Origin of the sequence: Kingella pumchi (assembly GCF_022288825.1) — a bacterium.
Taxonomy (GTDB): Bacteria; Pseudomonadota; Gammaproteobacteria; order Burkholderiales; family Neisseriaceae; genus Kingella_D; species Kingella_D pumchi.
On the sequence record NZ_JAKOOW010000008.1, the window covers coordinates 324 to 23,039 of the forward strand.

Here is a 22,716-nt window from a genome sequence, read left to right on the forward strand (position 1 = left end):
GAAATGGCAGCAGGTGGAGTTTGACAAATCGCTGGATGGTAGGGATGCCAATTTGGAGTACACTCTAAAAGTAGGAAAAATGCCGAAAGAAATTTTCCTACATGACAAACCATTGAATAGAGTACACCCTAAAGAGTTTAAAAGTAATGTTCAATCTAGGTATAAGTATATTAATCTTGACACCAAATACTGGTAATTTTATTTCATAAACTTAGGAGAGAATCATGGCAATCGATGTAAAAACCTACGCCCAACTGGCTGCCCGTGTGTATGACAAGAAGCCCTTAAACAAACCAGCGCCAATCTGCCCGCTACGCCGCCGCTCAACAGCCCCCCACATTTTCAGGCTGCCTTGCACTTTGCAAGGCAGCCTGAAAACATAATGAGTGCTTAAGACCATATCCTGAGCCTTAGGGCGAAGTCTGCCCCGCCGCAAAGCCGTACCATCGCCGCTTTTTAATCGGCAGCGCAGGAGGCTGCCAAAGGAGCAAACAATGGCATCAGCCAAAAAACCGTTTCCGATGCCGACGGGCTATTTCGGCATCCCCCTGGGCCTGGGCGCATTATCGCTGGCGTGGTCGCACGCGGCGGACGTTTATCCGCAGCTGGCGGCGTGGTTCGGCACCGCAGCGGGCGTATTGTCGGTGGGCAGCTGGGCGCTGTTTGCGCTGATGTTCGCCTACAAATGGCTTGCCTACCGCGAGCAGCTGCTGGACGAATGGCGCTGCCCCGTGCGCTTTTCCTATATCGCGCTGGTGGCGATCAGCACGATTATCGTCGGCGAAGTGCTGCGCCGCTGGACGGGCTGGGGCGAAGCGCTGATTTGGGCTGGCGTTGCCGGCCAGCTGGTGTATTCCAGCATCCGCATCGGTTCGCTGTGGCAGGGCGACGTGTTTACCGAAAAATCAGTGCAGCCGCCGTTTTACCTGCCCGCGGTCGCCGCCAACTACACCAGCACCGGCGCGATGGTGGTGCTCGGGCATCACGATTTCGGCTGGATGTTTTGGGGCGCGGGCACGCTGGCGTGGATCATGTTTGAACCGCTGCTGTTGCAGCGCATGCGGCTGTTCCGTTTGGAAAAAGACCAGCGCCCCGCCATCGGCATCGTGCTGGCGCCCGCTTTTGTTGGCGCGGCGGCGTATCTGGCGCTTACGGGCGGGCAGGTGGACAACGTGGTCAAAATCTTGGTCGGCTACGGCTTTTTGCAGCTGTTTTACCTGCTGCGCCTGCTGCCGTGGATTTTGGAATACGGCTTTGCCGTGGGACATTGGTCGTTCTCGTTCGGCGCGGCGTCGATGGCGGCGGTGGCGCTGTCCATGCGCGCGCAAACGGCGTATCCGCTGTTTTGGACGGGCGTGTTTTGGTTTGCCAATGCGCTGATTGCGCTGTTGGTGCTGATGACGGCGCTGCGGATTGCGCAGGGGCGGTTTTGGTTAAAAGCAGCCTGAAAACGGCGAAACGGCAGAAAAACGGCTTTCAGGCTGCTTTGGCGGCAGCCTGAAAGCCCGATTCGTTTATAATCCGCCCCTTTGTTTCCCCGCCATCAGGCACACCATGCTCAAATTCACCCTGCACAACACCGACGGTCACGCCCGCCGCGGCACGCTCGAACTCAACCACGGCAGCATCGAAACACCCGTTTTCATGCCGGTGGGTACTTACGGCTCGGTCAAAGCCATGTCGCCCGCCAATCTGCACGACATCAAAGCGCAGATTATTCTCGGCAACACTTATCACTTGTGGCTGCGCCCCGGGCTGGAAGTCATCGAACAATTCGGCGGCCTGCACCGCTTTATCGGCTGGGACAAGCCGATACTCACCGACTCGGGCGGCTTCCAAGTGTTTTCGCTCGCCGATATGCGCAAGCTCACCGAAGAGGGCTGCACCTTCAAAAGCCCGATTAACGGCGACAAATTGTTTCTCTCGCCCGAAATCTCGATGAAAATCCAAACCGTGTTGAATTCCGACATCGCCATGCAGCTGGACGAATGCACGCCCGGCGAAGCCACACGCTCGCAGGCCGAAGCATCGCTGCAAATGAGTCTGCGCTGGGCGGAGCGCTCGAAAAAGGCGTTTGAAGACCTAAAAAACCCCAACGCGCTCTTCGGCATCGTGCAGGGCGCGATGTATGAAGACTTGCGCGAACAGTCGCTGCGCGGGCTGGAAGAATTTGACTTCCCGGGGCTGGCCATCGGCGGTTTGAGTGTCGGCGAACCCAAGCCCGAGATGTACCGCATGCTGCGCGCCGTCGGCCCGATGCTGCCCGCGCACAAACCGCATTATCTGATGGGCGTGGGCACGCCCGAAGATTTGGTGTACGGCGTGGCACACGGCGTGGATATGTTCGACTGCGTAATGCCCACGCGCAACGCCCGCAACGGCTGGCTGTTTACCCGCTTTGGCGACGTGAAAATCAAAAACGCCAAGCACAAACACGACACCGCGCCGCTGGACGCAAGCTGTACCTGTTATACCTGTCAAAATTTCAGCCGCGCCTATCTGCACCACCTGCACCGCGCCGGCGAAATCCTGGGCGCACAGCTCAATACCATCCACAATCTGCATTTTTATCAGGTAATCATGGAAGAAATGCGCGAAGCCATCGAACAGGGAAAATTCGCCGACTGGCGGGCGCATTTTCACGAGCTGCGCGGCACCAGTCCTGAAGCGTAATAAACGGCAAAAAGGCAGCCTGAAAAGTTTTCAGGCTGCCTTTTTGCTGTATTTTGCCGTGTGCTTACAGGCCGGTGATAAAAGCGACCAGACCCAGCACGATGCCCGGGGCGTTGGCGACGGCGATCGGCCAGTCGCGCGGCTGTTTGAACAGGCCGTAGGCCACCCAGATGGTGCAGTTGATGCTGGCCACCAAGGGCTGCAGCAGTTCTAAGAAAGTTACTTCGCGGCCTTTGAGATTGGCGGCGATTTGCGGAACATAGGCCACATACATGGCAACGGCCATGATGCTGCCGATGGTGCCGAGAATGCGGATTTGTTTTTCGGTCATGTTTTTTCCTTCCGTGTGTGTTTGCTGCAGCTGCAGCGCAAAAGGGCGGCATGATAAAGACTTTGCGTCGATTTTTCAAAGGTTTTTCGGGAGTGTGGCGTTTTTTCAGGCTGCCTGAAAACTTTTCAGGCTGCTTCGCTGCCGATGCCGAATACTTGGCGCAGATAGGCGAGGAAAGTGTTGTTGTCGGTAACGGTTTTGCCAGGGCTGTCGGAGAGTTTGGCCACCGACTGGCCGTTGCATTCGACCAGTTTCAACACGATGTTGAGCGGGGTGTGCCCCATGTCATTGGTGAGATTGGTGCCGATGCCGAAGCTGGTTTTGAAGCGGTCTTTGAAATACTGGTGCAAATCCCAGGCTTTCTCCAGCGTCAGGCCGTCGGAGAAGGTGAGCATTTTGGTGCGGCTGTCGATTTTGAGCTTGCGGTAGTGGGCATAGGCTTTGTCGCCCCAAACATAGGGGTCGCCGCTGTCGTGGCGCAGGCCGTCGAAAAGTTTGGCGAAGTAAAGGTCGAAATCGCGCAAAAAGGCGTCCATGCCGACAACGTCGGTGAGCGCGATGCCCAAATCGCCGCGGTATTCGTGCACCCAGGCATCGAGGGCGGCTTTTTGGAAGTCGCGCAGGCGCACGTCGAGCGCCTGGAAGGCCTGCAGAAATTCGTGCGCCATGGTGCCGATGGGGGTAAGGCCGAGGGTTTTGGCCAGATAGACGTTGCTGGTGCCGCGAAACACCTGCGGCGCGGCCTGGTGCAGGGTGCGCACCACATGTTCCTGCCAGGCCGGATTGTAGCGGCGGCGGGTGCCGAAGTCGGACACCAGAAATTCGGGATCGCCCGGCTGCTGGTGCTGGGCATAGGCGGTAAGCAGCGTGGCTTTGTCGCGCAGGCGCTTTTCGCCTTCGGCGAGCACGGCGGGGGTTTCGAGACGGCGGAAATAGAGTTCGTTGACGATGGCCAGAATGTAGATTTCAAAGAACATCGCCTGAATCATCGGCCCTTCGATGCGGATGTTGAGACGGTTTTCGTCGTCGATGTGCACGTGCACGAAGCGGCGTTTGAGCTGAAAGAGTTCGAGATAATCGACAAAGTCGCTTTTGATAAAGCGCAGGCCGCGCAGGTAGTCCAGCTCGTCGGCGCTAAACTGCAGGTTGCACAGATCGTCGAGTTCGCGCTCGAAGTCGTCGCGGATTTCGGAGAGCGGATAGACGGTCTGGTCGTTGTTGCGGCAGCGGAATTCGTAAACGCTGTGGGTTTCGGGAAACTGGTGCAGCACCACCTGCAGCATGGTGAATTTGTAAAGGTCGGTATCGAGCAGGGAGCGGATAATCGGCATAAGGGCTTGGATGTTGCGGACAAAGCGCGATTAAAGCACGTTTGCGCCGCTTTGTGCGGAAAATCTCAGGGGCGCCGTGCTGCGGCTGCGTTATAATCCGCGCCAGTTTCAGCAAGGAGAAAACATGAGCGACAAACCGCTTGCCGGCAGCCTGAAAGCCGGCACATGGCTGCACAAGGCCGGCGTTTACGCCCGCCTGATGCGTTTGGACAAACCCATCGGCACGCTGCTGCTGCTGTGGCCGACGCTGTGGGCGCTGTGGCTGGCGGCGCAGGGGCGGCCGGACAATACCGTGCTGCTGTGCTTTGCGCTGGGCACGCTGCTGATGCGCAGCGCCGGCTGCGTGATCAACGACTGGGCCGACCGCGATTTCGACGGCAGCGTGGCGCGCACCGCCGGCCGGCCGTTTTCCCGCGGCGAAGTGGCGGAAAAAGAAGCGCTGCGGCTGGCGGCGGTGCTGGTGCTACTGGCCGCCTGCTGTTTGATTCCCCTGAACCGCACCGTTTGGCTGTTTGCCCTGCCGGCGCTGTTTGTCGCTTTCAGCTATCCTTTTGCCAAGCGCTTTTTCCCGCTGCCGCAGCTTTATCTGGGCATTGCTTTTTCTTTCGGTATTCCGATGGCTTTTGCCGCTGTGCAGGGGCGCGTGCCGGGCTATGCCTGGTGGCTGTTTGCCGCCAATCTGTGCTGGACGCTGGCGTATGACACCATCTACGCGATGGCCGATAAGGAAGACGATTTGAAAATCGGCATCAAAACTTCGGCCATCACTTTCGGCCGGCTCGATGCCGAAATGGCGATGCTCTGTCACGGCCTGTTTGATCTGCTGATGATGCAGGTGGGCATGGCCGTTGGTGCCGGCTGGCCGTTTTGGGCGGCGCTGGTGCTGACGGTTTACTGGCAATGGCGCCACTATCTGCGCATTCAGGGGCGGGATCGCGACGAGTGTTTTGCCGTTTTTCTCGACAACAACAAAATCGGCTGGCTGTGGTTTACCGCGCTGGCGGTGCAGTACGGCATCGGTTCTTAAGGATTTTTTGTTTTCAGGCTGCCTTTAGCGGGCAGCCTGAAAATTGTTTGGGCAACAGCCGAATAAAACACGCCGCCCGGGATAACTCGGGCGGCGCATCAGTTTTCAGGCTGCTTCAAGCAGGGCAGCCTGAAAGGTTTTACTCTTCAAATTTCAGTTTGTGTTTGGCGGCAGCGGCGGCCAGTTGGGTTTGGGCGGCCATCAGCTTCTGCTGGCCGCTCATCATTTGCTTTTGTGCTTCCATCATCGCGGCGGCATTATTAGGATCTTTTGCATCGAGCTTAAAGCCTTTTTCGATGCCGGCAACCATTTCGCCCATACCCTGCGAGAGGTTGTTGCGGATGGCTTTGCCTTCTTCCGATTGCAGGTTCAGTGCGTTCAATTTTTCCGGCAGCGGGCGGAAGAAGACCAGCATTTCTTCAACAATGGCTTTTTGTTCTTCTTCGCTCTTGGCGGCCATCAGCCGGTCTTGGAATTTTTGGTTGGCTTCTTTGCTGTAGCCGGTTGCTTTCACCGCTTCGCTGATGGCTTTCAAATCTTCCACTTCAGGGTTGCTGCAGGCGGCGAGCAGAGCAATGCTGCCCAGCAGCAGGGCAGCTTTGGAGAGGTTTTTGCCGAGGTTTTGCCAGAATTTCATGTAAACAGTCCTTTGTTGTCGGTTTGGATGGGGGAAAACGGCTTTCAGGCAGCCTGAAAGCCGCTGCGGATTATAAAGGTTTCAGCGGTTTTCGGCAGCGCTTTTTGCGGCGGCGGCGCCAAGTTTTTCAATGCCGGTGCTGCCGAGTGCCTGCACCAGATCGCGGGCGCGGCCGTGGCTGCCGATCGGGTAGTCGGGAGCAATTTCCGCTAGCGGCAGCATCACGAAACTGCGCTGGTGGGCGCGCGGGTGGGGCAGGGTGAGTTCGGCGTCGTCGGATGTACTGCCGGCAAAGTCGATTAAGTCCAAATCCAGAGTGCGCGGGGCGTTGCGAAAGCTGCGCACGCGGCCGAAACGGGTTTCGATGTCCTGCAGCAGGTGCAGCAGCTTGCGCGCGCCGCAGTCGGCTTCAACGAGAGCGACGGCATTGACGAAATCGGGCTGGTCGGCATAGCCGACGGGCGCACTCAAATACAGCGACGAGGCTTGCAGGCTGCGGATAACGGGCAGGGCGGCAACGGCGGCAATGGCGCGGCGCACCTGTTCGACAGGATTTTCGAGATTGCTGCCGAAGGCGATAAGGGCGGTGGCGGTCATGGCGGTAAACGGGAAAACAATGGGAAAAGCAGCCTGAAAACGCGGCGGGCGTTTTTCAGGCTGCCTGCGCGGCAAGATAGGCTTCGAGCGCGGCGGCATCGAGATGCCAGTGGCAGATTTGGTGGGCGCCATGCAGCAGCACCGGCACCAGCTCGTTGTACTTTTCTTCGAGCGCGGAGTCGTCATCGACATCGACGATTTCAATCTCAAAGCCCCAGCGCTCTTGTAGGGGGCGCAGCGCGTCGCGCATCTGGTGGCACAGGCCGCAGTATTCGCGGAACATCAGGGTCAGGGTCATGGTGCGGGTGCTTCCGAAACGGGTTTCAGGCTGCTTTGCAGGCAGCCTAAAAAACGGATTACAGCCAGCCGGCGCCGTTTTCGCGCACGATTTGCGCCAGCGCGTCGAGCCAGTCGGGGTTGTCGTTGAGGCAGGGGATGTAGTGGTAGTCGCTGCCGCCGGCGGCATGGAAAAGCTCGCGGCCGCTGATGGCGATTTCTTCCATGGTTTCGAGGCAGTCGGCAACAAAGCCGGGGCAGGCGATGTCGATGCGGCCGCCCGCGTTTTTTTTCGCCAGCTGTTTTATCAGCTGCTGGGTGTTGGGTTCCAGCCATTTGGCGGGGCCGAAGCGGCTTTGGAAGCAGACTTCGTAATCCTGTTCGCCCAAACCGAGTTCGGCGGCAATCAGGCGGGCGCTGTGGCGGCATTCCGACTGGTAGGGGTCGCCGTTGCGCTCGTGGCGCAGCGGGATGCCGTGGAAGCTGAACAGCAGTTTGCCTCCGCTGCCGTGTTGGGCGCGGTAATTGCGGATTTGCGCGGCTTGGGCGCCGATGTAGGCGGGATGGTCGTAAAAGCGGCTGACGGTGCGCAGCGACATCTGGTTGCGCTGGCGCTTCAAGGCATCGTGCACCTGGTCAAGCGCGGCGCCGCTGCTGCTGCCGGCGTATTGCGGATACAGCGGCAGCACAATCAGCCGGCCGACGCCCTGCGCTTTGAGTGCTTCGATGGCCGAGGGGATGGACGGTTCGCTGTAGCTCATCGCATAGGCGACGGCGACATCTTCAGGCAGCCGGCTTTGCAGCCCTTCGCACTGGCGGCGGGTAAACACTTCCAGCGGCGAGCCTTCCTTAAACCACACTTTGGCGTAGTTGGCGGCGCTTTTTTTGGCGCGCAGCGGCAGAATCACGCCGCGCAGCAGCGGCTGCCACAGCAGGGCGGGCAGCTCGACGATGCGCCGGTCGGAAAGAAAGCTGCGCAGATAGGGGCGCACGGCGGCGGCGGTGGGAGCGGCGGGGGTGCCGAGATTGATCAGCAGCACGCCGGTTTTCTGCCGGCCGCCGGCTGCCGGCTTGGGTTCGGGATTCAAAGATTTCATGGCAGTGGTGTGGTGGCGGGGCTGCCGGCAATCCGTCGGGATTGCGGCGTTTCGCGCCCTTGTCGTTGTGGTTTGCGCGAAAAGCGCATGGTGCCTTTTCAGGCTGCTTTCGGGAAACAGGCAGCCTGAAAGGTTTTCAGGCTGCCTGCGGGCGGTGCGGCGCTTTAGTTGTTGCCGCCGTTATTGTTGTTGAGGCCTTGGCGGCGGACGACGGCGGGAACTTCAAAATCGTCGAGTACCGACTGACTGGAGAAGTCGGCGGCCACCAGGTTCATGCTGCGGGTTTTGCGGCCGGAGATAATCATGCCGGCGCCGTCGCCGCCCAGCGCGTCGTGGCGGGGGGTGCTGCGCACGGGCGCTGCGGGACGCGGCTGGTTTTGGTCTTCAAGACCGGTGGCGATGATGGTGATGCGGATGGCGTCTTCGTCCATGTTCTCGTCTTCGACGTTGCCGAATTTGAGTTCGGCATCCGGCAGCGCGTATTCGGTAACCTTGGCCATGATTTCTTCGTATTCGTCGAGAATGAAGCATTCGGGCGCGGTGGTGATGTTGACCAGCACGCCTTTGGCGCCGTTGAGGTTGATATCGTCCAGAAGCGGGCTGGAGATAGCTTCCTGTACGGCGATGCGGGCGCGGTCGGGGCCGCTGGCTTCGCCGATGCCCATCATCGCCATGCCGGTGATGCTCATCATGTTTTTGACGTCGGCAAAATCAACGTTGATCAGGCCGCGGTAGGTAACGATTTCAGAGATGCCGGCCACGGCGTTGCGCAGCACGTTGTTGGCGGCGCGGAAAGCGGCGCGTACGGTTACGCCTTTGCCCAGCGCGGCGAGCAGTTTGTCGTTGGGCACTACGATCAGCGAATCGACGTGGCGTTTGAGATTGTCGATGCCTTCCTGGGCGATGGCGGTGCGGCGACCTTCGTGTTTGAAGGGGCGGGTAACCACGGCCACGGTCAGGATGCCGAGTTCTTTGGCCACTTCGGCAATCACCGGAGTGGCGCCGGTGCCGGTGCCGCCGCCCATACCGGTGGTGATGAACAGCATATCGGCGCCGCTGATCAGTTTGGCAATCGCTTCACGGTCTTCCAGCGCGGCATCGCGGCCGACTTCGGGATTGGCGCCGGCACCCAAACCGCGGGTCAGGTTGACGCCGAGCTGGATTTTGTTTTTCGCCAGATTGCCCTGCAGCGATTGGGCATCGGTGTTGGCGCTGATGTATTCGACGCCCTGGATCGGATTTTCGATCATGTGGTTGATGGCGTTGCAGCCGCCGCCGCCGACGCCGATGACTTTGATGACAGTCGAACCGACGACGGTTTCGATGGTGGGGTTGGCGGTGTTTTCCATAATAGTGCAAGCTCCTTAACGCTCGGGGCGGGTGATGGTAATGGTAATCGGGCGGCGGCCGGGGCAGCCTGAAAGGGGAGGGCGGATCAGAATTTTTCGTTTATCCACTGTTTGGTGCGCGTCCACCAGCTTTCGCCGTCGTCTTCTTCGTGGACGGCATGGCTGCGCTGCGGTGCCGGCGTATGATCGGCTGGCGCTTCGCTGTCGCGGCGGCGCACGGGAACGCCGGCGCTGCTGCCGTGGTGCAGGGCGCGCTCCTGCGCGGTTTGCAGCAGGCCGATAACGGTGGCGTAGCGCGGGTTGCGGATGCGTTCGGAAACGCCGCTGATTTCCTGCGGCACGCCGACGCGGGCGGGCAGGTTGAAGACGTTTTCGGCCAGATCGGTGCAGCCGTTGAGCAGCGAAGCGCCGCCGGTAAGCACCACGCCGGAGGTAAGCACGTCTTCGGGGAAGCCGGAGCGGCGCAATTCGTTCAGTGCCAGTTCCAAAATTTCTTCGACGCGCGGGCCGATGATGCTGGCGAGCACGCGGCGGGCGATCTGGCGCGGCGGACGATCGCCAACGCTGGGGACTTCGACCATTTCGTCCAAACCTTCGATATCGGGATGGTCGGTGGCGACGCCGTGGAAGATTTTGATGCGCTCGGCGGCGCCGTAGGGCGTGCGTAGCGCCTGGGCGAGGTCGCGGGTAATCAGGTCGCCGGCAATCGGGATAACGGCGGTGTGGCGGATGGCGCCGTTGGTGTAAACGGCGATGTCGGTGGTGCCGCCGCCGATGTCGAGCACGCACACGCCGAGTTCTTTTTCGTCTTCGGTGAGCACCGCATCGGCGCTGGCCAAGGGCTGCAGCACCACTTCGTCCACTTTCAGGCCGCAGCGCTCGATGCATTTTTGCAGGTTTTGCAATGCGGTGGCGGCGCCGGTGATGATGTGGACGCGGGTATCGAGGCGGATGCCGCTCATGCCGATGGGTTCGCGCACGCCGGGCTGGTTGTCGATGATGTATTCCTGCACCACGGTGTGCAGCACCTGGTGGTCGGGCGGAATATTGACGGCTTTGGCGGTTTCTTTGGCGCGCTCGATGTCGGCCTGGGTGACTTCGCCGTCTTTGATTTTGACCACGCCTTGCGAATTGCGGCTGCTGATGTGGTTGCCGGAGATGCCGATGGTTACGCTGCGGATTTTGCAGTCGGCCATGTGTTCGGCTTCGCCGACCGCCTGGCGGATGGCCTGGGCGGTGGCGTCGATATTGTTGACCATACCGGCTTTGAGGCCGCGCGATTCGACCTGGCCTAAGCCGACGATGTGGATTTCTTCGTCGATGATTTCGCCGATCAGGGCGATGACTTTCGAGGTGCCGATGTCTAGGGCACAGACGTATTGTTTGTTTTCCATATAGGGCGGTTTCCCGGAAAAATGCCGTCGCGGATGCTTTTCAGGCTGCCTGAAACTCAGCGGCGGCGGGTTTTGGCTTTGTTGTTGTTTTTCGGTGCGGCGCTCTCGGCCGCTTCGGTATCGGGTGCTTCGGCATCGTCGTCTTTGGGTAGGGCGGGGCGCTCGGATTTGCTGCGGTAGCCGACGGCGAAACCGTCTTTATAGCGCATATCGACATAATCGAGCGCATGGGCGTGCGCCGCCAGATGGCCGGACCAGTATTCGGCGAAGCGGCCGATGCGGTGGTGGATGTTTTCCCGACCCAGACGCACTTCGACACCGTTGTCGAGCATCAGCGTCCAAGCCGAGCGCGGGCTGTATTGTAAACGCAGAATCTTCAAACGCAAAGGCTGCAGCTTGGTGCTGAAGGCGCGGTAGTTCTCAATCATCAGCGGCATATCGCGCGATTCGCCGTCAAACTCGGGCAGTTCGGCATCGTAGGCAGCCTGAAAAATGCGGCCTTTATCATCGACCAGTCCGGCGTGTTCGTTGTCGCGCAGCCAGCGGGCAAAGGGTTTGTGTTCGCTGACGCGGATTCTGATGGTGTGCGGCGGAACGCGCTCGGCTTTGGCGTCGGCCACCCACGGGTCGCTTTGGACAATGCTCTGCGCGCGGCCGACATCGACGCTGAAAAAGCTGCCGGTCAGGCTGGGGCGCACGCGCTCAAACAGTTTTTCCTTGCTGGCGTATTGCAGGGCGGCCTGCCCTTCGGTGGGAACGATGTCGATGCTGGCGATGCGGAAATAGGGGTGCTTGTTCAGCCACAGCGCACCGGCGATTAAGACGGCAAGCCAGGCGGCGTAATAAAACAGCTTCACGGCGGCTCTCCGAATCAGGCGCGGGCGGTTTGCAGGATGATCAGGCACAAATCGGCAAAGCCGATGCCCGCTTCCAGCGCGGCTTTGGGCACCAGGCTGTGGTCGGTCATGCCGGGGACGGTGTTGATTTCCAGCAGATAGAGTTTGCCGTTTTCATCGCGCAGAAAATCGACGCGCGCCCACGAATCGCGGCCGCCGAGGGCTTCGAAGGCACGCAGCGCCAGCGAGCGCATTTCTTTTTCTTGCGCTTCGTCCAAATCCGACGGGCATTGGTAAACGGTATTGTCGAGCAGGTATTTGGCTTCGTAGTCGTAAAACTCGTTGGCGGGGATGATGCGGATGGTGGGCAGCGCCTGGCCGCCGACGATGGCGCAGGTGTATTCGCCGCCGGACATAAAGCGCTCGGCAAGAATTTCGCCGTGCAGGTTTTGCCCGCGCAGTTCGCGGTAGCGGGTTTCGAGTTCGGCGGTGGTTTTGACTTTATAAACGCCGACGCTGCTGCCTTCGGCGGCGGGTTTGATAAACAGCGGCAGGCCGAGTTCGGCGGCAACGGCGGCAAAGTCGCTGTCATCGTGCAGCACGGCAAAGGGCGGCACCGGCAGGCCGAGCGCCTGCCAGATCAGTTTGCTGCGGTATTTGTCCATGCCCAGCGCCGAGGTGAGCACGCCGCTGCCGGTGTAGGGGATGCCCAGCGCTTCGAGCGCGCCCTGTACGGTGCCGTCTTCGCCGTAGGTGCCGTGCAGAATGTTGAAGGCAGCCTGAAAACCTTCGGTTTTGAGTGCGGACAAACCGCGTTCGGCAGGGTCGAACAAATGGGCATCGACGCCCTTGCTTTGCAGGGCGGCGAGAATGGCGCGGCCGCTATTGAGCGACACTTCGCGCTCGGCGGAAAAACCGCCGGCGAGTACGGCTACTTTACCGATACTGTGCATGGTGGAACTTTCTGTGCGTGCGGCAGCCTGAAACTTTCAGGCTGCCTGAAAACGGTGGAAAACGGAAAAAACGGGGCGCGGCCGTTTTTTCAGGCTGCTTTTGCCGTATGCAGGAAAGCAGCCTGAAAGGATCAGGCAGTTTTGGCGGTGAGATCGACCAGCGCCTGCGCGGTTTTGCTGATGCTGCCGGCGCCCATTGCCAAGAGTACGTCGCCATCCTGCAGAAAGCCCAGCAGGGCGTGGGGCAGGGCGGCGATGTTTTCGCAGTAGAGCGGCTCGCCGGCGCCGTTATCCTGCAGCGCGCGCGCCAAAGCGCGGCTATCGGCGCCTTCGATGGGCGCTTCGCCGGCGGCATAGACTTCGGTGAGTGCCAGCGCATCGGCGCTGGCGAGAATGCTGACGAAAGAGTCGAACAAATCGCGGGTGCGGCTGTAGCGGTGCGGCTGGAAAGCGAGCACCAGACGGCGGTCGGGATAGGCGCCGCGGGCGGCGGCCAGGGTGGCGGACATTTCCGCGGGGTGGTGGCCGTAGTCGTCGATGACCAGCGCGCTGCCGCCGTTGGGCAGCGGGATTTCGCCGTAGTGCTGGAAGCGGCGGTTGACGCCGGCGAAGTGGCGCAGGCTGTCTTGGATGGCGCTTACCGGCACGCCGCATTCGAGGGCGATGCCGATGCTGGCCAGCGCGTTGAGAATATTGTGGCGGCCGGGCAGATTGAGGCGCACGTCGAAATTCAGGTTGCCGGTTTTGCCGCGGTAGGCGACTTTGAAACGCATCTGTGCGCCGGCGGCTTCGATGTCGTAGGCGCGCAAGTCGGCGTTTTCGTCGTCGATGGCGTAGGTGGAGTAGGGGCGGCGGATTTCCGGCAGGATGGCGCGGACGTTGGCGCTGTCGCTGCACAAAAAGGCTTTGCCGTAAAAGGGGATGCGGTGGACGAAGTCGATAAAGGCCTGGTGCAGGCGCTGGGCGTCGTGGCCGTAGGTGTCCATGTGGTCTTCGTCGATATTGGTAACCACAGTGAGCACGGGGCTTAAGTAAAGGAAGGAGGCGTCGCTTTCGTCGGCTTCGGCAACGATGTAGTCGCCCTGACCGAGTTTGGCGTTGCTGCCGGCGGCGGTGAGTTTGCCGCCGATAACAAAAGTGGGATCGAGGCCGGCGGCACTGAGTATCGAGGCGGTGAGACTGGTGGTGGTGGTTTTGCCGTGGGTGCCGGCGATGGCAATGCCTTCGCGCAGGCGCATCAGTTCGGCCAGCATCAGCGCGCGCGGAATCACCGGAATGTGCTGGGCAACGGCGGCTTGCACTTCGGGATTGTCGGCTTTAACGGCGGTGGAGGTAACGACGACGTCCACGTCTTCCACCTGATCGGCGCGGTGGCCGTGGAAAATGCGGATGCCGGCCTGCTGCAGGCGTTCGGTTACGGCGCTGGGGCTTTGATCGGAGCCGGAAACGCGGAAGTTCAGGTTGTGCAGCACTTCGGCGATGCCGCACATGCCGGAGCCGCCGATGCCGACGAAGTGGATTTTCTTGACGCGGTTTTTCATGGTGTTTGCAATGGTGTGGGCGGTTTTCGTTTTCGGGCGGCAGAAGGCAGCCTGAAAGCAAAAAGCCGCCATTCTAAAGCGCCTGCCGGCGGTTTGCCATGTTTTTTGCGGTTTTTCAGGCTGCTTTTTTCGAGGGAATGCTCGAAACTGCCGGCGCTAAGGCGGGCGCTAGCGGAACGGTTCAGCGGCGGCGGACGGTTTTCAGGCTACTTCTTCGGCGGCCAGCCGCAGCAGCGCGTCGCGGTTGGAGGGCGAGAACACGATAGCGGCGGCTTCGGCCAGCGGCAGCCAGCGGCTGGCGGTGTGTTCGGCCGACAGCCGCACCTGCGCGGGATCGGCCACGCGGGCGGAAAACCAGTGCTCGGTGTTGCGGGTGGTGCCGGGCGGGTAGCGGTGGCGCCAGTGGCTGTAGATTTCGTATTCGGTGTGGTGCTGCCAGTCGCGCAGCTGATCTGCCGAAAGGATAAGGCCGGTTTCTTCGGCAGTTTCGCGCAAGGCAGCCTGAAACGGGGTTTCGCCTGCTTCCAGGCTGCCGGTTACCGACTGCCAGTAGCCGGCGCGGTCGGCGCGCTCGAGCAGCAGGGCGCTGCCTTGGCCGTCGTGCAGCAGCACCAGTACGGAAACGGGGCGTTTGGGCGGCTTGGGTGTTTCAGGCTGCATCAGACGGGCTTTCTGCGGCGGTTGCGCTTTTCTGTAAGGTAACGGCAGGGGCGGGGTTGTCGTTGAGGATGCGGACTTCGCGCTGCGGGTAGGGGAATTCGATGCCTTCTTCTCGGAAGCGCTGCCAGATGGTGAGCAGGATGCGCGAGGAGAGGTCGAGAAAGCCGTTTTCGGGGTCGCTGACCCAAAAACCGAGGGTGAGGTCGATGCCGTTGTCGCCGAAGCCCACCAGATAGGCGCTGGGGTCGGGGTTCTCCTGCACGCGCGGCTCGGCGGCAGCGGCGGCTTTGAGGATTTCGAGCGCCTGTGGCAGGTCGGTCTGGTAGCCGACTTGGATGTTCAGGCTGTGTTTGAGTGAGCGGGCGGTGTAGGACTCGTTGATAACGGTGGAGGTAACGAAGGTTTCGTTCGGAATCAGCGCTTCCTGCCCGCTGCCGCTTCTGAGTACCACGTAGCGGGCGGTGATTTCGCTGACGTAGCCGGTGAAGTTGTTTACCGTGAGCCGGTCGTTGGGGCGGATGGAACGGTCGGCCAGGATGATGAAGCCGGAAACGTAGTTGCTGGCGATTTTCTGCAAGCCGAAGCCGAGGCCGACGCCGAGCGCGCCGCCGAATACCGACAATACCGTCAGGTCGATGCCCACCAGCGGCAGGGCAATCAGCACCGAAAGGATCATCAGCAGGGTTTTCACCGCTTTGCCCAGCACGATGCGCAGGTTGATGTCCAGGCGGGTGGTGCGCATCAGCTGCGTGTTGATCCACTTGGCCAGCCACATCATCAGCACCATCACGATGCCCACCCACAGCAGGCCGGTCAGGATGGTGTAGAGGCTCAGGTGCGACGATCCGACGGAAAACTTCAGCGATTTCATCCATCGGATAATCAGATCGTCCACGCTCGACACCCACAGCAGGAAGCACACCCACAGCGTTGTGGAGGCCGTGCGTTCGAGGCGGTTGGAGAAATTGTTTTCCGGCAAGGCCTGGTTGATAACCGCCAGCACCAGCCGGATCATAATCATCCAGTACGCGGCCAGCGCCAGAAACTGCAGCCAGACGGCCGGAAAGCCGGCCAGCGGCCAGATAACCAGCGCCACTGCGGCAGCGGCCAGCATCAGCAGCGGCCACAAAATCCGCGCCACGATATGCCGCAGCGGATGCCAGTGGATGAATTTTTCCAGATAGCCGCGTTTTTCGATAAAGCGGCACAGCATGAAGGCGCCGCCGGCCAAGGCCGTCGCCAGCGCCAGCTCCACCCAGCCCGAAGGCTGCCTGAAGCTGCGCTGCAAAAGCTGGAAGGCGAACTCGTCGCGGCTGACCATATGTGCCGAGAGCCATTCGTTGATTGTCGTTTTGTCCATTGTTCGGTTCCGGTTTTGGCTAAGTGTGTGTGTCGCCGATTATAGCCGATGCGGCTTCAGGCAGCCTGAAAAACCGTTTCAGGCTGCCTGAAGCCGGCTGGCGGGGGGCGGCGTGTGCCGCTTATTTGAGGAGCGGGGCGCTATTCGCGTACAATAGCCGACTTTATTTCATTTACCCATTGTCGAAGAACACGCCATGACCTATGCCAAAATTCTCGGTACCGGCAGTTACCTGCCCGCCAACCGCGTCAGCAACGACGACCTCGCCCAGCGCGTCGATACCTCCGACGAATGGATCAGCAGCCGCACCGGCATCAAAGCCCGCCGTCTGGCCGCTGACGACGAGAAAACCAGCGACCTGGCCGCCGCCGCCGGCCGCCGCGCCTTGGAAGCGGCAGGCCTGCAGCCGCAGGATATCGATTTGATTATCGTTGCCACCGCCACCCCCGACATGCAGTTTCCCTCCACCGCCACCATCGTCCAGCAGAAGCTCGGCATTTCAGGCTGCCCCGCATTCGACTTGCAGGCCGTCTGTGCCGGCTTCATCTATGCCATCACCACCGCCGACGCCTACATCCGCAGCGGCATGGCCAAACGCGCGCTGGTTATCGGCGCCGAAGTGTTCAGTCGTATCCTCGACTGGAACGACCGCAGCACCTGCGTGCTCTTTGGCGACGGCGCCGGCGCGGTGGTGCTCGGCGCCTCCGACGAACCCGGCCTGATCCGCAGCAAACTGCACGCCGACGGCAACTACCTCGACCTGCTCAACGTGCCCGCGCAAATCGCCGACGGCGGCGTAACCGGCCTGCCCTTTTTGAAAATGGACGGGCAGGGCGTGTTCAAATTCGCCGTCAAGCAGCTGGCCGCCGTTGCCGACGAAGTGCTGGCCGAAGCCGGCTTCTCCGCCGAAAAGCTCGACTGGATCGTGCCGCACCAGGCCAACCGCCGCATCATCGAAGCCACCGCCAAACATTTGGGCATCAGCATGGAAAAAGTCATCCTTACCGTGGCCGAGCACGCCAACACTTCCGCCGCATCGGTGCCGCTGGCACTGGACGACGGCATCCGCAGCGGCAAAATCGTCCGCGGCCAGCATCTGCTGCTCGAAGGCATCGGCGGCGGTTTTGCCTGGGGAGCGGTGCTGCTGAAGTATTAAACCGTCTGCTCTCTGCACAATGATTTTTCAGGCAGCCTGAAAGCGAAAATGCCCCGCCAACGCTTTCAGGCTGCCTTATATTTCGGAGTTGGATGATTGTTAAGGCGCCGCCGCGCTTTGCAAAAAAGCGCAAAGCCCGAAGCAGCCGCGCTAGGAATGTAAAGACAATACTGTTAAGATAAGCGCAAGCAGGTTTCAGGCAGCCTGAAACCGCAGATTTTCCAGTTGAACGAAAGGAAACCCCCATGAGCCGCGTATTATTGGTAGACGACGACGATACCCTGACCGAACTTCTGGCCGAATATCTCGGCGCCGAAGGTTTGGAAGTCAGCCGTGCGCCCGACGGCGAAAAAGGCGTGCAGGAAATCCTGAACAATCCCTACGATGTGGTGGTATTGGATTCGATGATGCCGAAAATGAACGGTTTGGACGTACTCAAAACCGTGCGCGCGCAGAGCAAAATCCCCATCATCATGCTCACCGCCAAAGGCGACGACATCGACCGCATCATCGGCTTGGAAATGGGTGCCGACGACTACGTTCCCAAACCCTGCCAGCCGCGCGAACTTTTGGCGCGCATCAATGCCATTTTGCGCCGCGCCCAGCAGAGCGGTGAAAATCCGGCGAGCAACGCCAGCAGCATTACCGCCAGCAACGTTACCCTTTACCCGGCCAAACGGCAGGCGGAAGTCGGCGACAAGCCGCTGGAGCTGACCAGCACCGAATTCAACCTTTTGGAAGTGCTGATGCGCCACGCCGGACAAGTGGTCAGCAAAGACACGCTTTCGGAAGAAGCGCTCGACCGCAAGCTGGCCAAGTTCGACCGCAGCATCGATGTGCACATTTCCAGCATCCGTCACAAATTGGGCGACGCGTCGCTGATTCAAACGGTGCGCGGTTTGGGTTATCTGTTTGTTAAAAACTAAACGTTCCGTGCTTTAGCGCAACATGAAATTATTTCAAAGAATTTTCGCCACGTTCTGTATGGTCATCATCTGCGCCATCTTCGTGGCGAGTTTTTCTGTGTGGCTCTTGCAGACCCGCATGGTGGAAAACCATTTCCAGCGTACGCGCACCATGGAAATCAACCTGCTCTCCAACGCGCTCACCACCTTTCAGGCGCAGGGCGAAGACGCCACGCGCAACCTGCTCGAGCGCTGGCGCAGCGATCCGTCGGCGCAGAACGTCATCATCATCACCGGCGACAACAAACAGGACATTCTCGGCCGCAGCGTGCAGCCGGACGAAGTGGCGCACGCCTATGATTTCGCCCTGAAAAACCCCAATTCCAATCTGTCGGCCATCTATTACGACCCCTTTGGCGAAGAGTATCTGTTTTTTATCCGCGATTTCGACAAAAACACCGTCAAACCGATGCCCGGCCTGCTGATTCCCGGTCTGTCGGTGGCGCCGGTATGGCACGAATTCATCATTTTGGCGGTTACCCTGATTGTCGGCCTGCTGCTGGCCTATATCCTGGCCAGCAATATTTCCCGCCCGATCCGAATTTTGGAAAAAGGCATGAACCGGCTGGCATCCGGCGATTTGAACGCCCGCGTCTCGCAGCAGCTGGACGATCGCAAAGACGAGCTGGCCAGCCTGGGCGTGCATTTTGACCGCATGGCCGCGCAGTTGCAGAAGCTGGTGGAAAAAGAGCGCCACCTGCTGCACCACGTTTCCCACGAGATGCGCTCGCCGCTGGCGCGGATACAGGCGCTGCTTGGCTTGTTGCACATGCAGCCGCAAAAGCAGGAAGTGTATCTGGGCAAGCTCGAAAGCGAACTGACACGGATGGATGCTTTGGTGGGCGAACTCTTGACCCTGTCGCGGCTGGAAACCGCCAACACCCCGCTGGAAAAAGAACCCTTCGCCCTGCTGCCCTTTTTAGAGCAGCTGGTAGAAGACAGCCAGCCGGTGGCGCAGCAAAACGAGCAGACCGTATCGCTCGAAGTGCGCGGCATCAATCCGGAAGCCCGCTTTAACGGCAACGAAGGCTATCTCTACCGCGCTTTTGATAACGTTATCCGCAACGCGATGAACTACAGCCCCGCCGGCAGCACCATTCTTTTGAGCTGCCACGAAGACCGCCACCACCTGCACATCGAAATCACCGACAACGGCCCGGGCATCCGCGAAGACCAGATTCCGCACATCTTCACCGCCTTTTACCGCGCCGACAGCAGCGGCAACAAACCCGGCACCGGCCTGGGGCTGGCGCTGGCGCGGCACATTGCCGAGCAGCACGATGGCAAAATCCTGGCCGAAAACGTCAGCCCAAGCGGCCTGAAGATCCACTTTATCCTGCCCAAAACCCAGCTGCCGGGCGGCAAAAAATAGTTTTCAGGCTGCCTTGTCTGGAGTCGTGCAACAAAGGACAAAGGCAGCCTGAAAAAAAGCAGAAAATCCCCTGTACGCCGCCGCGTTTTGTGGCATAATCCGCGCTCCCGTCGGCGCACGAGCGCGGCGGGTTCGGAGTTTGAGCAGGTTGCTTTGCCAGCTGGCCAAACTTGTCGCCGCAAGGCTTTTTTTATTTTAGGAAATTCATCATGGCTCTGTCCGTAGAACAAAAAGCGCAAATCGTTAAAGACTTCCAACGCAAAGAAGGCGATACCGGCTCTTCAGAAGTGCAAATCGCCCTTCTGACTTTCCGTATCAACGACTTGGCGCCCCACTTCAAAGCAAACCCCAAAGACAAACACAGCCGCCGCGGCCTGCTGAAAATGGTCAGCGCCCGCCGCCGCCTGCTGGCCTACCTGCGCCGCACCGATGCGGAAACTTACCGCAACGTGATTTCCCGTCTGGGTCTGCGCAAATAAGACCTGCGTTTTCAGGCTGCCTGAGTTTTCAGGTAGCCTTATTTGTAGCTGTTGCGAATCCGGCAGCCTGAAAGCCGGATTGTTTTCCCCAAACCACCGTAAACGAGAAACCCATGAAAAAACTGCTGATGCTGGCGGCACTTTCCGCCGCTGCCGCGCTGCCGCTGCAGGCTACCGCCAAAGACATTTCCCGTGCCGTTCCGACGGTCGAGCAGGCCGTGCGCCACAACAAAGCGCCGAAGATTGCCAAACCGGCGCCCGCCAACCAAATCATCGCCTACTACAGCGCCGACAGCGAACGCGCCGACGGCCCGCAGGCCGGCGGCTATTACCGCGTGCTGCTCGGCCACACCAAAGACGGCGCAGCCGTGGTTCAGGATTTTTATCAGGACAGCAAAGCCAAACAGATCGATCCCGTTGCCATGCGCAAAGACGCCGATCCTACTGACTTTGATGCCGAAAGTACCGAAGGGCGCACCATTTGGTATTCGCCCGAAGGCAAGCTGACCAATTTTGCCGACCATGAAAAAGGCGAGCTGGTTTACTCGGTTTCTTATGTTGACGGCAAGCCGGCGCTGGAAATCCGCAAAGACCCGCGCGACAAAAGCCGCGAAAGCCAGATTATTTATGATGAGCACGGCCAGGTCTTGATGGAGATTGAAGAGACAGGCAAGGGTGTCAAAACCGTTGCCTACCGCAGCAACGGCTCCAAACTTGCCGAGACCTTCACGCCCAAAGGCGGCGAAATCAGCCACAAATGGTGGACGGCCGCCGGCAAGGAAACCGATCAGGAAAGCGTAATCGGCGAACTGCTGACTTTGGAAAAACGCGTCCGCAACCGCATGGACGCCATCTCCAACTAAACGCACAATCGCACCAAACCCCGCTGGTTTTCAGGCAGCCTGAAAAGCAGCGGGGTTTGTTTGTATGCCCAATACCGACCACGGATAAAACGGAGCAGGGCGCAAAAAAAGCAGCCTGAAAACTTTTCAGGCTGCCTTTGTATTGTCCGCGCGTTTTACAGCATAATGCGGCGGAAGTCCTGCAACAGCTTGGCGAGGAACACGGTGAAGCGCATACCGGCGGCGCCGTCGATGACGCGGTGGTCGAACGAGAGCGACAGCGGGCACATCAGGCGCGGCTCGAATGCGGAGCCGTTCCAAACCGGTTTCATCTGCGATTTGCACACGCCCAAGATGGCGACTTCGGGGGCGTTGACAATCGGGGTGAAGCCGGTGCCGCCGATGCCGCCGAGGCTGGAAATGGTAAAGCACGCGCCCTGCATTTCCTGCGGTTTGAGCTTGCCTTCACGGGCTTTTTTGCTCAACTCGGTCAGCTCTTGACTGATTTCTTTCAGGCCTTTTTTGTCCACGTCTTTGATTACCGGTACAACCAAGCCGTTGGGCGTGTCGGCGGCAAAGCCGATGTGGAAGTATTTTTTCAGCACCAGATTATCGCCATCCAGCGAGGAGTTGAACTCGGGGAAGGCTTTGAGCGCGGCCACGGAAGCCTTGATGATAAAGGCCAGCGGCGAGAGTTTCACGCCTTCGCGCTCCCACTCTTTGTTGAGCTGTTTGCGGAATTCTTCCAGCTCGGTCATGTCGGCTTCGTCGTGAACGGTAACGTGCGGAATCACCACCCAGTTGCGCGACAGGTTTTGGCCGGAGATTTTTTTGATGCGGGAGAGTTCTTTGACTTCGATTTCGCCGAACTTGGCAAAATCCACTTTCGGCCACGGCAGCAGATCCAAACCGCCGCCGAGCGATGCGCCGGCCGCTGCGGGTTTGCCCGCGCCGCCCTGCATGGCGGATTTGACGAAGGCTTTGATGTCGTCTTTGGTGATGCGGCCTTTGGTGCCGCTGCCTTTGACCAGGCTCAGATCGACGCCCAGTTCGCGCGCCAGTTTGCGGGCGGAAGGGCCGGCGTGGGCTTTGGCGAAACCGGCTTCGTTGACAGGGGTGCTGCCGAAGGCGGCCACCGGTACGGCGGGAGCGGCAGCCGGTGCGGGAGCGGCCGTCTGAACGGGTGCGGGAGCAGGCGCGGCGGCCTGTGCGGCAGGAGCAGCCTGAACGGGTGCGGCTGCGGCGGCACCGCTGGCGGCAACGTCGATAATCAGGCTGCCTTCGGAAACTTTGTCGCCCACTTTCACGTGCACGGCGGTAACGGTGCCGGCGGCGGTGCAGGGCACGTCCATGGTGGCTTTGTCGGTTTCCAAGGTAATCAGGGTTTGGTCTTCGGCCACGCTGTCGCCGACTTTGATTTCGACGGCGATCACGTCCACATCGCTGTGGCCGCCGATATCGGGCACGACCACCTGTACGGTGGCGCCGCCTGCGGCAGGGGCAGCCTGAACGGGCGCGGCGGCGGGCTGTTCGGCCGGTGCGGGCGCGGCAGCCGGAGCGGCGGCTGTGCCTGCGCCGTCGGTTTCCACCAGCAGAATCACGCCGCCTTCGGAGATTTTGTCGCCGACTTTGACTTTGACTTCTTTGACCACGCCGGCATCGGTGGCGGGCACGTCCATAGTCGCCTTGTCGGTTTCCAGGGTGATCAGGGTGTCGTCCACGGCGATGGTGTCGCCGGCTTTGACTTCGACGGCGATGATGTCGACGTTTTCGTGTCCGCCGATATCGGGGACTTTGATTTCTACGATGCTCATGTTTTTCCTTAGGTTATTTGTTTAGG

The 22,716-nt window shown here is 60.0% G+C and carries 23 protein-coding genes; 9 read left to right on the forward strand and 14 right to left on the reverse strand.

All coding sequences use genetic code 11. From position 1 onward, the window contains the following. From MB824_RS02420 to tgt, 3 genes are all read left to right on the forward strand, one after another. On the forward strand, positions 1-196 hold a 196-nt coding region (locus MB824_RS02420; RefSeq protein ID WP_238745637.1), incomplete at its 5' end, for a hypothetical protein. A gap of 298 nt (positions 197-494) precedes the next feature. Further along, a complete protein-coding gene (locus MB824_RS02425; RefSeq protein WP_238745639.1) occupies positions 495-1,448 on the forward strand; it encodes an SLAC1 family transporter in 954 nt (317 codons plus the stop codon). Positions 1,449-1,554: 106 nt separating this feature from the next. Next, positions 1,555-2,673, forward strand: coding sequence for a tRNA guanosine(34) transglycosylase Tgt (gene tgt / locus MB824_RS02430; RefSeq protein ID WP_238745640.1), 1,119 nt, complete (start codon positions 1,555-1,557; stop codon positions 2,671-2,673). Positions 2,674-2,737: 64 nt separating this feature from the next. Here the strand turns inward: tgt and MB824_RS02435 are convergent, their stop codons facing one another. Together MB824_RS02435 and pncB are read right to left on the reverse strand one after the other, a co-directional pair. Continuing rightward, entirely contained in the window at positions 2,738-3,004 is a 267-nt protein-coding gene (locus MB824_RS02435; RefSeq protein ID WP_238745642.1) for an SWEET family sugar transporter, read from the reverse strand. Between the two features lie 125 nt (positions 3,005-3,129). Continuing rightward, positions 3,130-4,335, reverse strand: a complete 1,206-nt coding sequence (gene pncB, locus MB824_RS02440; RefSeq protein WP_238745644.1) for a nicotinate phosphoribosyltransferase — start codon at positions 4,333-4,335, stop codon at positions 3,130-3,132. Between the two features lie 124 nt (positions 4,336-4,459). Here pncB and ubiA point away from each other — a divergent pair, with 124 nt between their 5' ends. Beyond that, the gene (gene ubiA, locus MB824_RS02445) at positions 4,460-5,362 is read left to right on the forward strand and encodes a 4-hydroxybenzoate octaprenyltransferase (protein ID WP_238745646.1); all 903 of its coding nucleotides are present in this window, start codon (positions 4,460-4,462) and stop codon (positions 5,360-5,362) included. Between the two features lie 139 nt (positions 5,363-5,501). Here ubiA and MB824_RS02450 read toward each other — a convergent pair whose 3' ends face one another. The 11 genes from MB824_RS02450 to MB824_RS02500 form a co-directional block, all read right to left on the reverse strand. Further along, the gene (locus tag MB824_RS02450; RefSeq protein ID WP_238745648.1) at positions 5,502-5,999 is read right to left on the reverse strand and encodes a hypothetical protein; all 498 of its coding nucleotides are present in this window, start codon (positions 5,997-5,999) and stop codon (positions 5,502-5,504) included. Between the two features lie 81 nt (positions 6,000-6,080). Beyond that, the gene (gene folK, locus MB824_RS02455; RefSeq protein ID WP_238745732.1) at positions 6,081-6,596 is read right to left on the reverse strand and encodes a 2-amino-4-hydroxy-6-hydroxymethyldihydropteridine diphosphokinase; all 516 of its coding nucleotides are present in this window, start codon (positions 6,594-6,596) and stop codon (positions 6,081-6,083) included. A 55-nt stretch (positions 6,597-6,651) separates the two neighbouring features. After that, on the reverse strand, positions 6,652-6,894 hold the full coding sequence (locus MB824_RS02460; RefSeq protein WP_238745650.1) for a glutaredoxin family protein: 243 nt from the start codon (positions 6,892-6,894) through the stop codon (positions 6,652-6,654). Between the two features lie 58 nt (positions 6,895-6,952). Next, the gene (hemH, locus tag MB824_RS02465; protein WP_238745653.1) at positions 6,953-7,969 is read right to left on the reverse strand and encodes a ferrochelatase; all 1,017 of its coding nucleotides are present in this window, start codon (positions 7,967-7,969) and stop codon (positions 6,953-6,955) included. Positions 7,970-8,133: 164 nt separating this feature from the next. Continuing rightward, positions 8,134-9,318: a cell division protein FtsZ gene (ftsZ, locus tag MB824_RS02470; protein ID WP_238745655.1), complete on the reverse strand. Its 1,185-nt coding sequence runs from the start codon at positions 9,316-9,318 to the stop codon at positions 8,134-8,136. Between the two features lie 86 nt (positions 9,319-9,404). Next, positions 9,405-10,712, reverse strand: a complete 1,308-nt coding sequence (gene ftsA, locus MB824_RS02475; protein ID WP_238745657.1) for a cell division protein FtsA — start codon at positions 10,710-10,712, stop codon at positions 9,405-9,407. A gap of 56 nt (positions 10,713-10,768) precedes the next feature. Then, positions 10,769-11,569: a cell division protein FtsQ/DivIB gene (locus MB824_RS02480; RefSeq protein ID WP_238745659.1), complete on the reverse strand. Its 801-nt coding sequence runs from the start codon at positions 11,567-11,569 to the stop codon at positions 10,769-10,771. Between the two features lie 14 nt (positions 11,570-11,583). Then, positions 11,584-12,501, reverse strand: a complete 918-nt coding sequence (locus MB824_RS02485; protein ID WP_238745662.1) for a D-alanine--D-alanine ligase — start codon at positions 12,499-12,501, stop codon at positions 11,584-11,586. Between the two features lie 131 nt (positions 12,502-12,632). After that, on the reverse strand, positions 12,633-14,042 hold the full coding sequence (gene murC / locus MB824_RS02490; protein WP_238745734.1) for a UDP-N-acetylmuramate--L-alanine ligase: 1,410 nt from the start codon (positions 14,040-14,042) through the stop codon (positions 12,633-12,635). 201 nt (positions 14,043-14,243) lie between these two features. Beyond that, complete coding sequence (gene nudB, locus MB824_RS02495; protein WP_238745664.1) at positions 14,244-14,702, reverse strand: dihydroneopterin triphosphate diphosphatase; 459 nt, start codon at positions 14,700-14,702, stop codon at positions 14,244-14,246. Beyond that, positions 14,692-16,062 (reverse strand): mechanosensitive ion channel family protein, encoded by a 1,371-nt coding sequence (locus MB824_RS02500; RefSeq protein WP_238745665.1) that lies wholly within the window; start codon positions 16,060-16,062, stop codon positions 14,692-14,694. The genes nudB and MB824_RS02500 overlap by 11 nt, the downstream gene beginning before the upstream one ends. A 196-nt stretch (positions 16,063-16,258) precedes the next feature. Between MB824_RS02500 and MB824_RS02505 the strand changes: the two genes are divergently transcribed. The 5 genes from MB824_RS02505 to MB824_RS02525 all read left to right on the forward strand — a co-directional run bounded on the left by MB824_RS02505 (position 16,259) and on the right by MB824_RS02525 (position 20,897). After that, positions 16,259-17,218, forward strand: coding sequence for a beta-ketoacyl-ACP synthase III (locus MB824_RS02505; RefSeq protein ID WP_238745667.1), 960 nt, complete (start codon positions 16,259-16,261; stop codon positions 17,216-17,218). Positions 17,219-17,463: 245 nt separating this feature from the next. After that, positions 17,464-18,144, forward strand: coding sequence for a response regulator transcription factor (locus MB824_RS02510; protein ID WP_238745668.1), 681 nt, complete (start codon positions 17,464-17,466; stop codon positions 18,142-18,144). A 22-nt stretch (positions 18,145-18,166) separates the two neighbouring features. Beyond that, on the forward strand, positions 18,167-19,555 hold the full coding sequence (locus MB824_RS02515) for a HAMP domain-containing sensor histidine kinase (protein ID WP_238745669.1): 1,389 nt from the start codon (positions 18,167-18,169) through the stop codon (positions 19,553-19,555). Between the two features lie 209 nt (positions 19,556-19,764). After that, positions 19,765-20,034, forward strand: a complete 270-nt coding sequence (gene rpsO, locus MB824_RS02520; RefSeq protein ID WP_238745670.1) for a 30S ribosomal protein S15 — start codon at positions 19,765-19,767, stop codon at positions 20,032-20,034. A 113-nt stretch (positions 20,035-20,147) separates the two neighbouring features. Continuing rightward, positions 20,148-20,897 (forward strand): hypothetical protein, encoded by a 750-nt coding sequence (locus MB824_RS02525; protein ID WP_238745671.1) that lies wholly within the window; start codon positions 20,148-20,150, stop codon positions 20,895-20,897. A 155-nt stretch (positions 20,898-21,052) separates the two neighbouring features. On the opposite strand, the gene aceF is transcribed toward MB824_RS02525, so the two are convergent. Further along, complete coding sequence (gene aceF, locus MB824_RS02530; protein WP_238745672.1) at positions 21,053-22,690, reverse strand: dihydrolipoyllysine-residue acetyltransferase; 1,638 nt, start codon at positions 22,688-22,690, stop codon at positions 21,053-21,055. Positions 22,691-22,716: the final 26 nt, after the last annotated feature.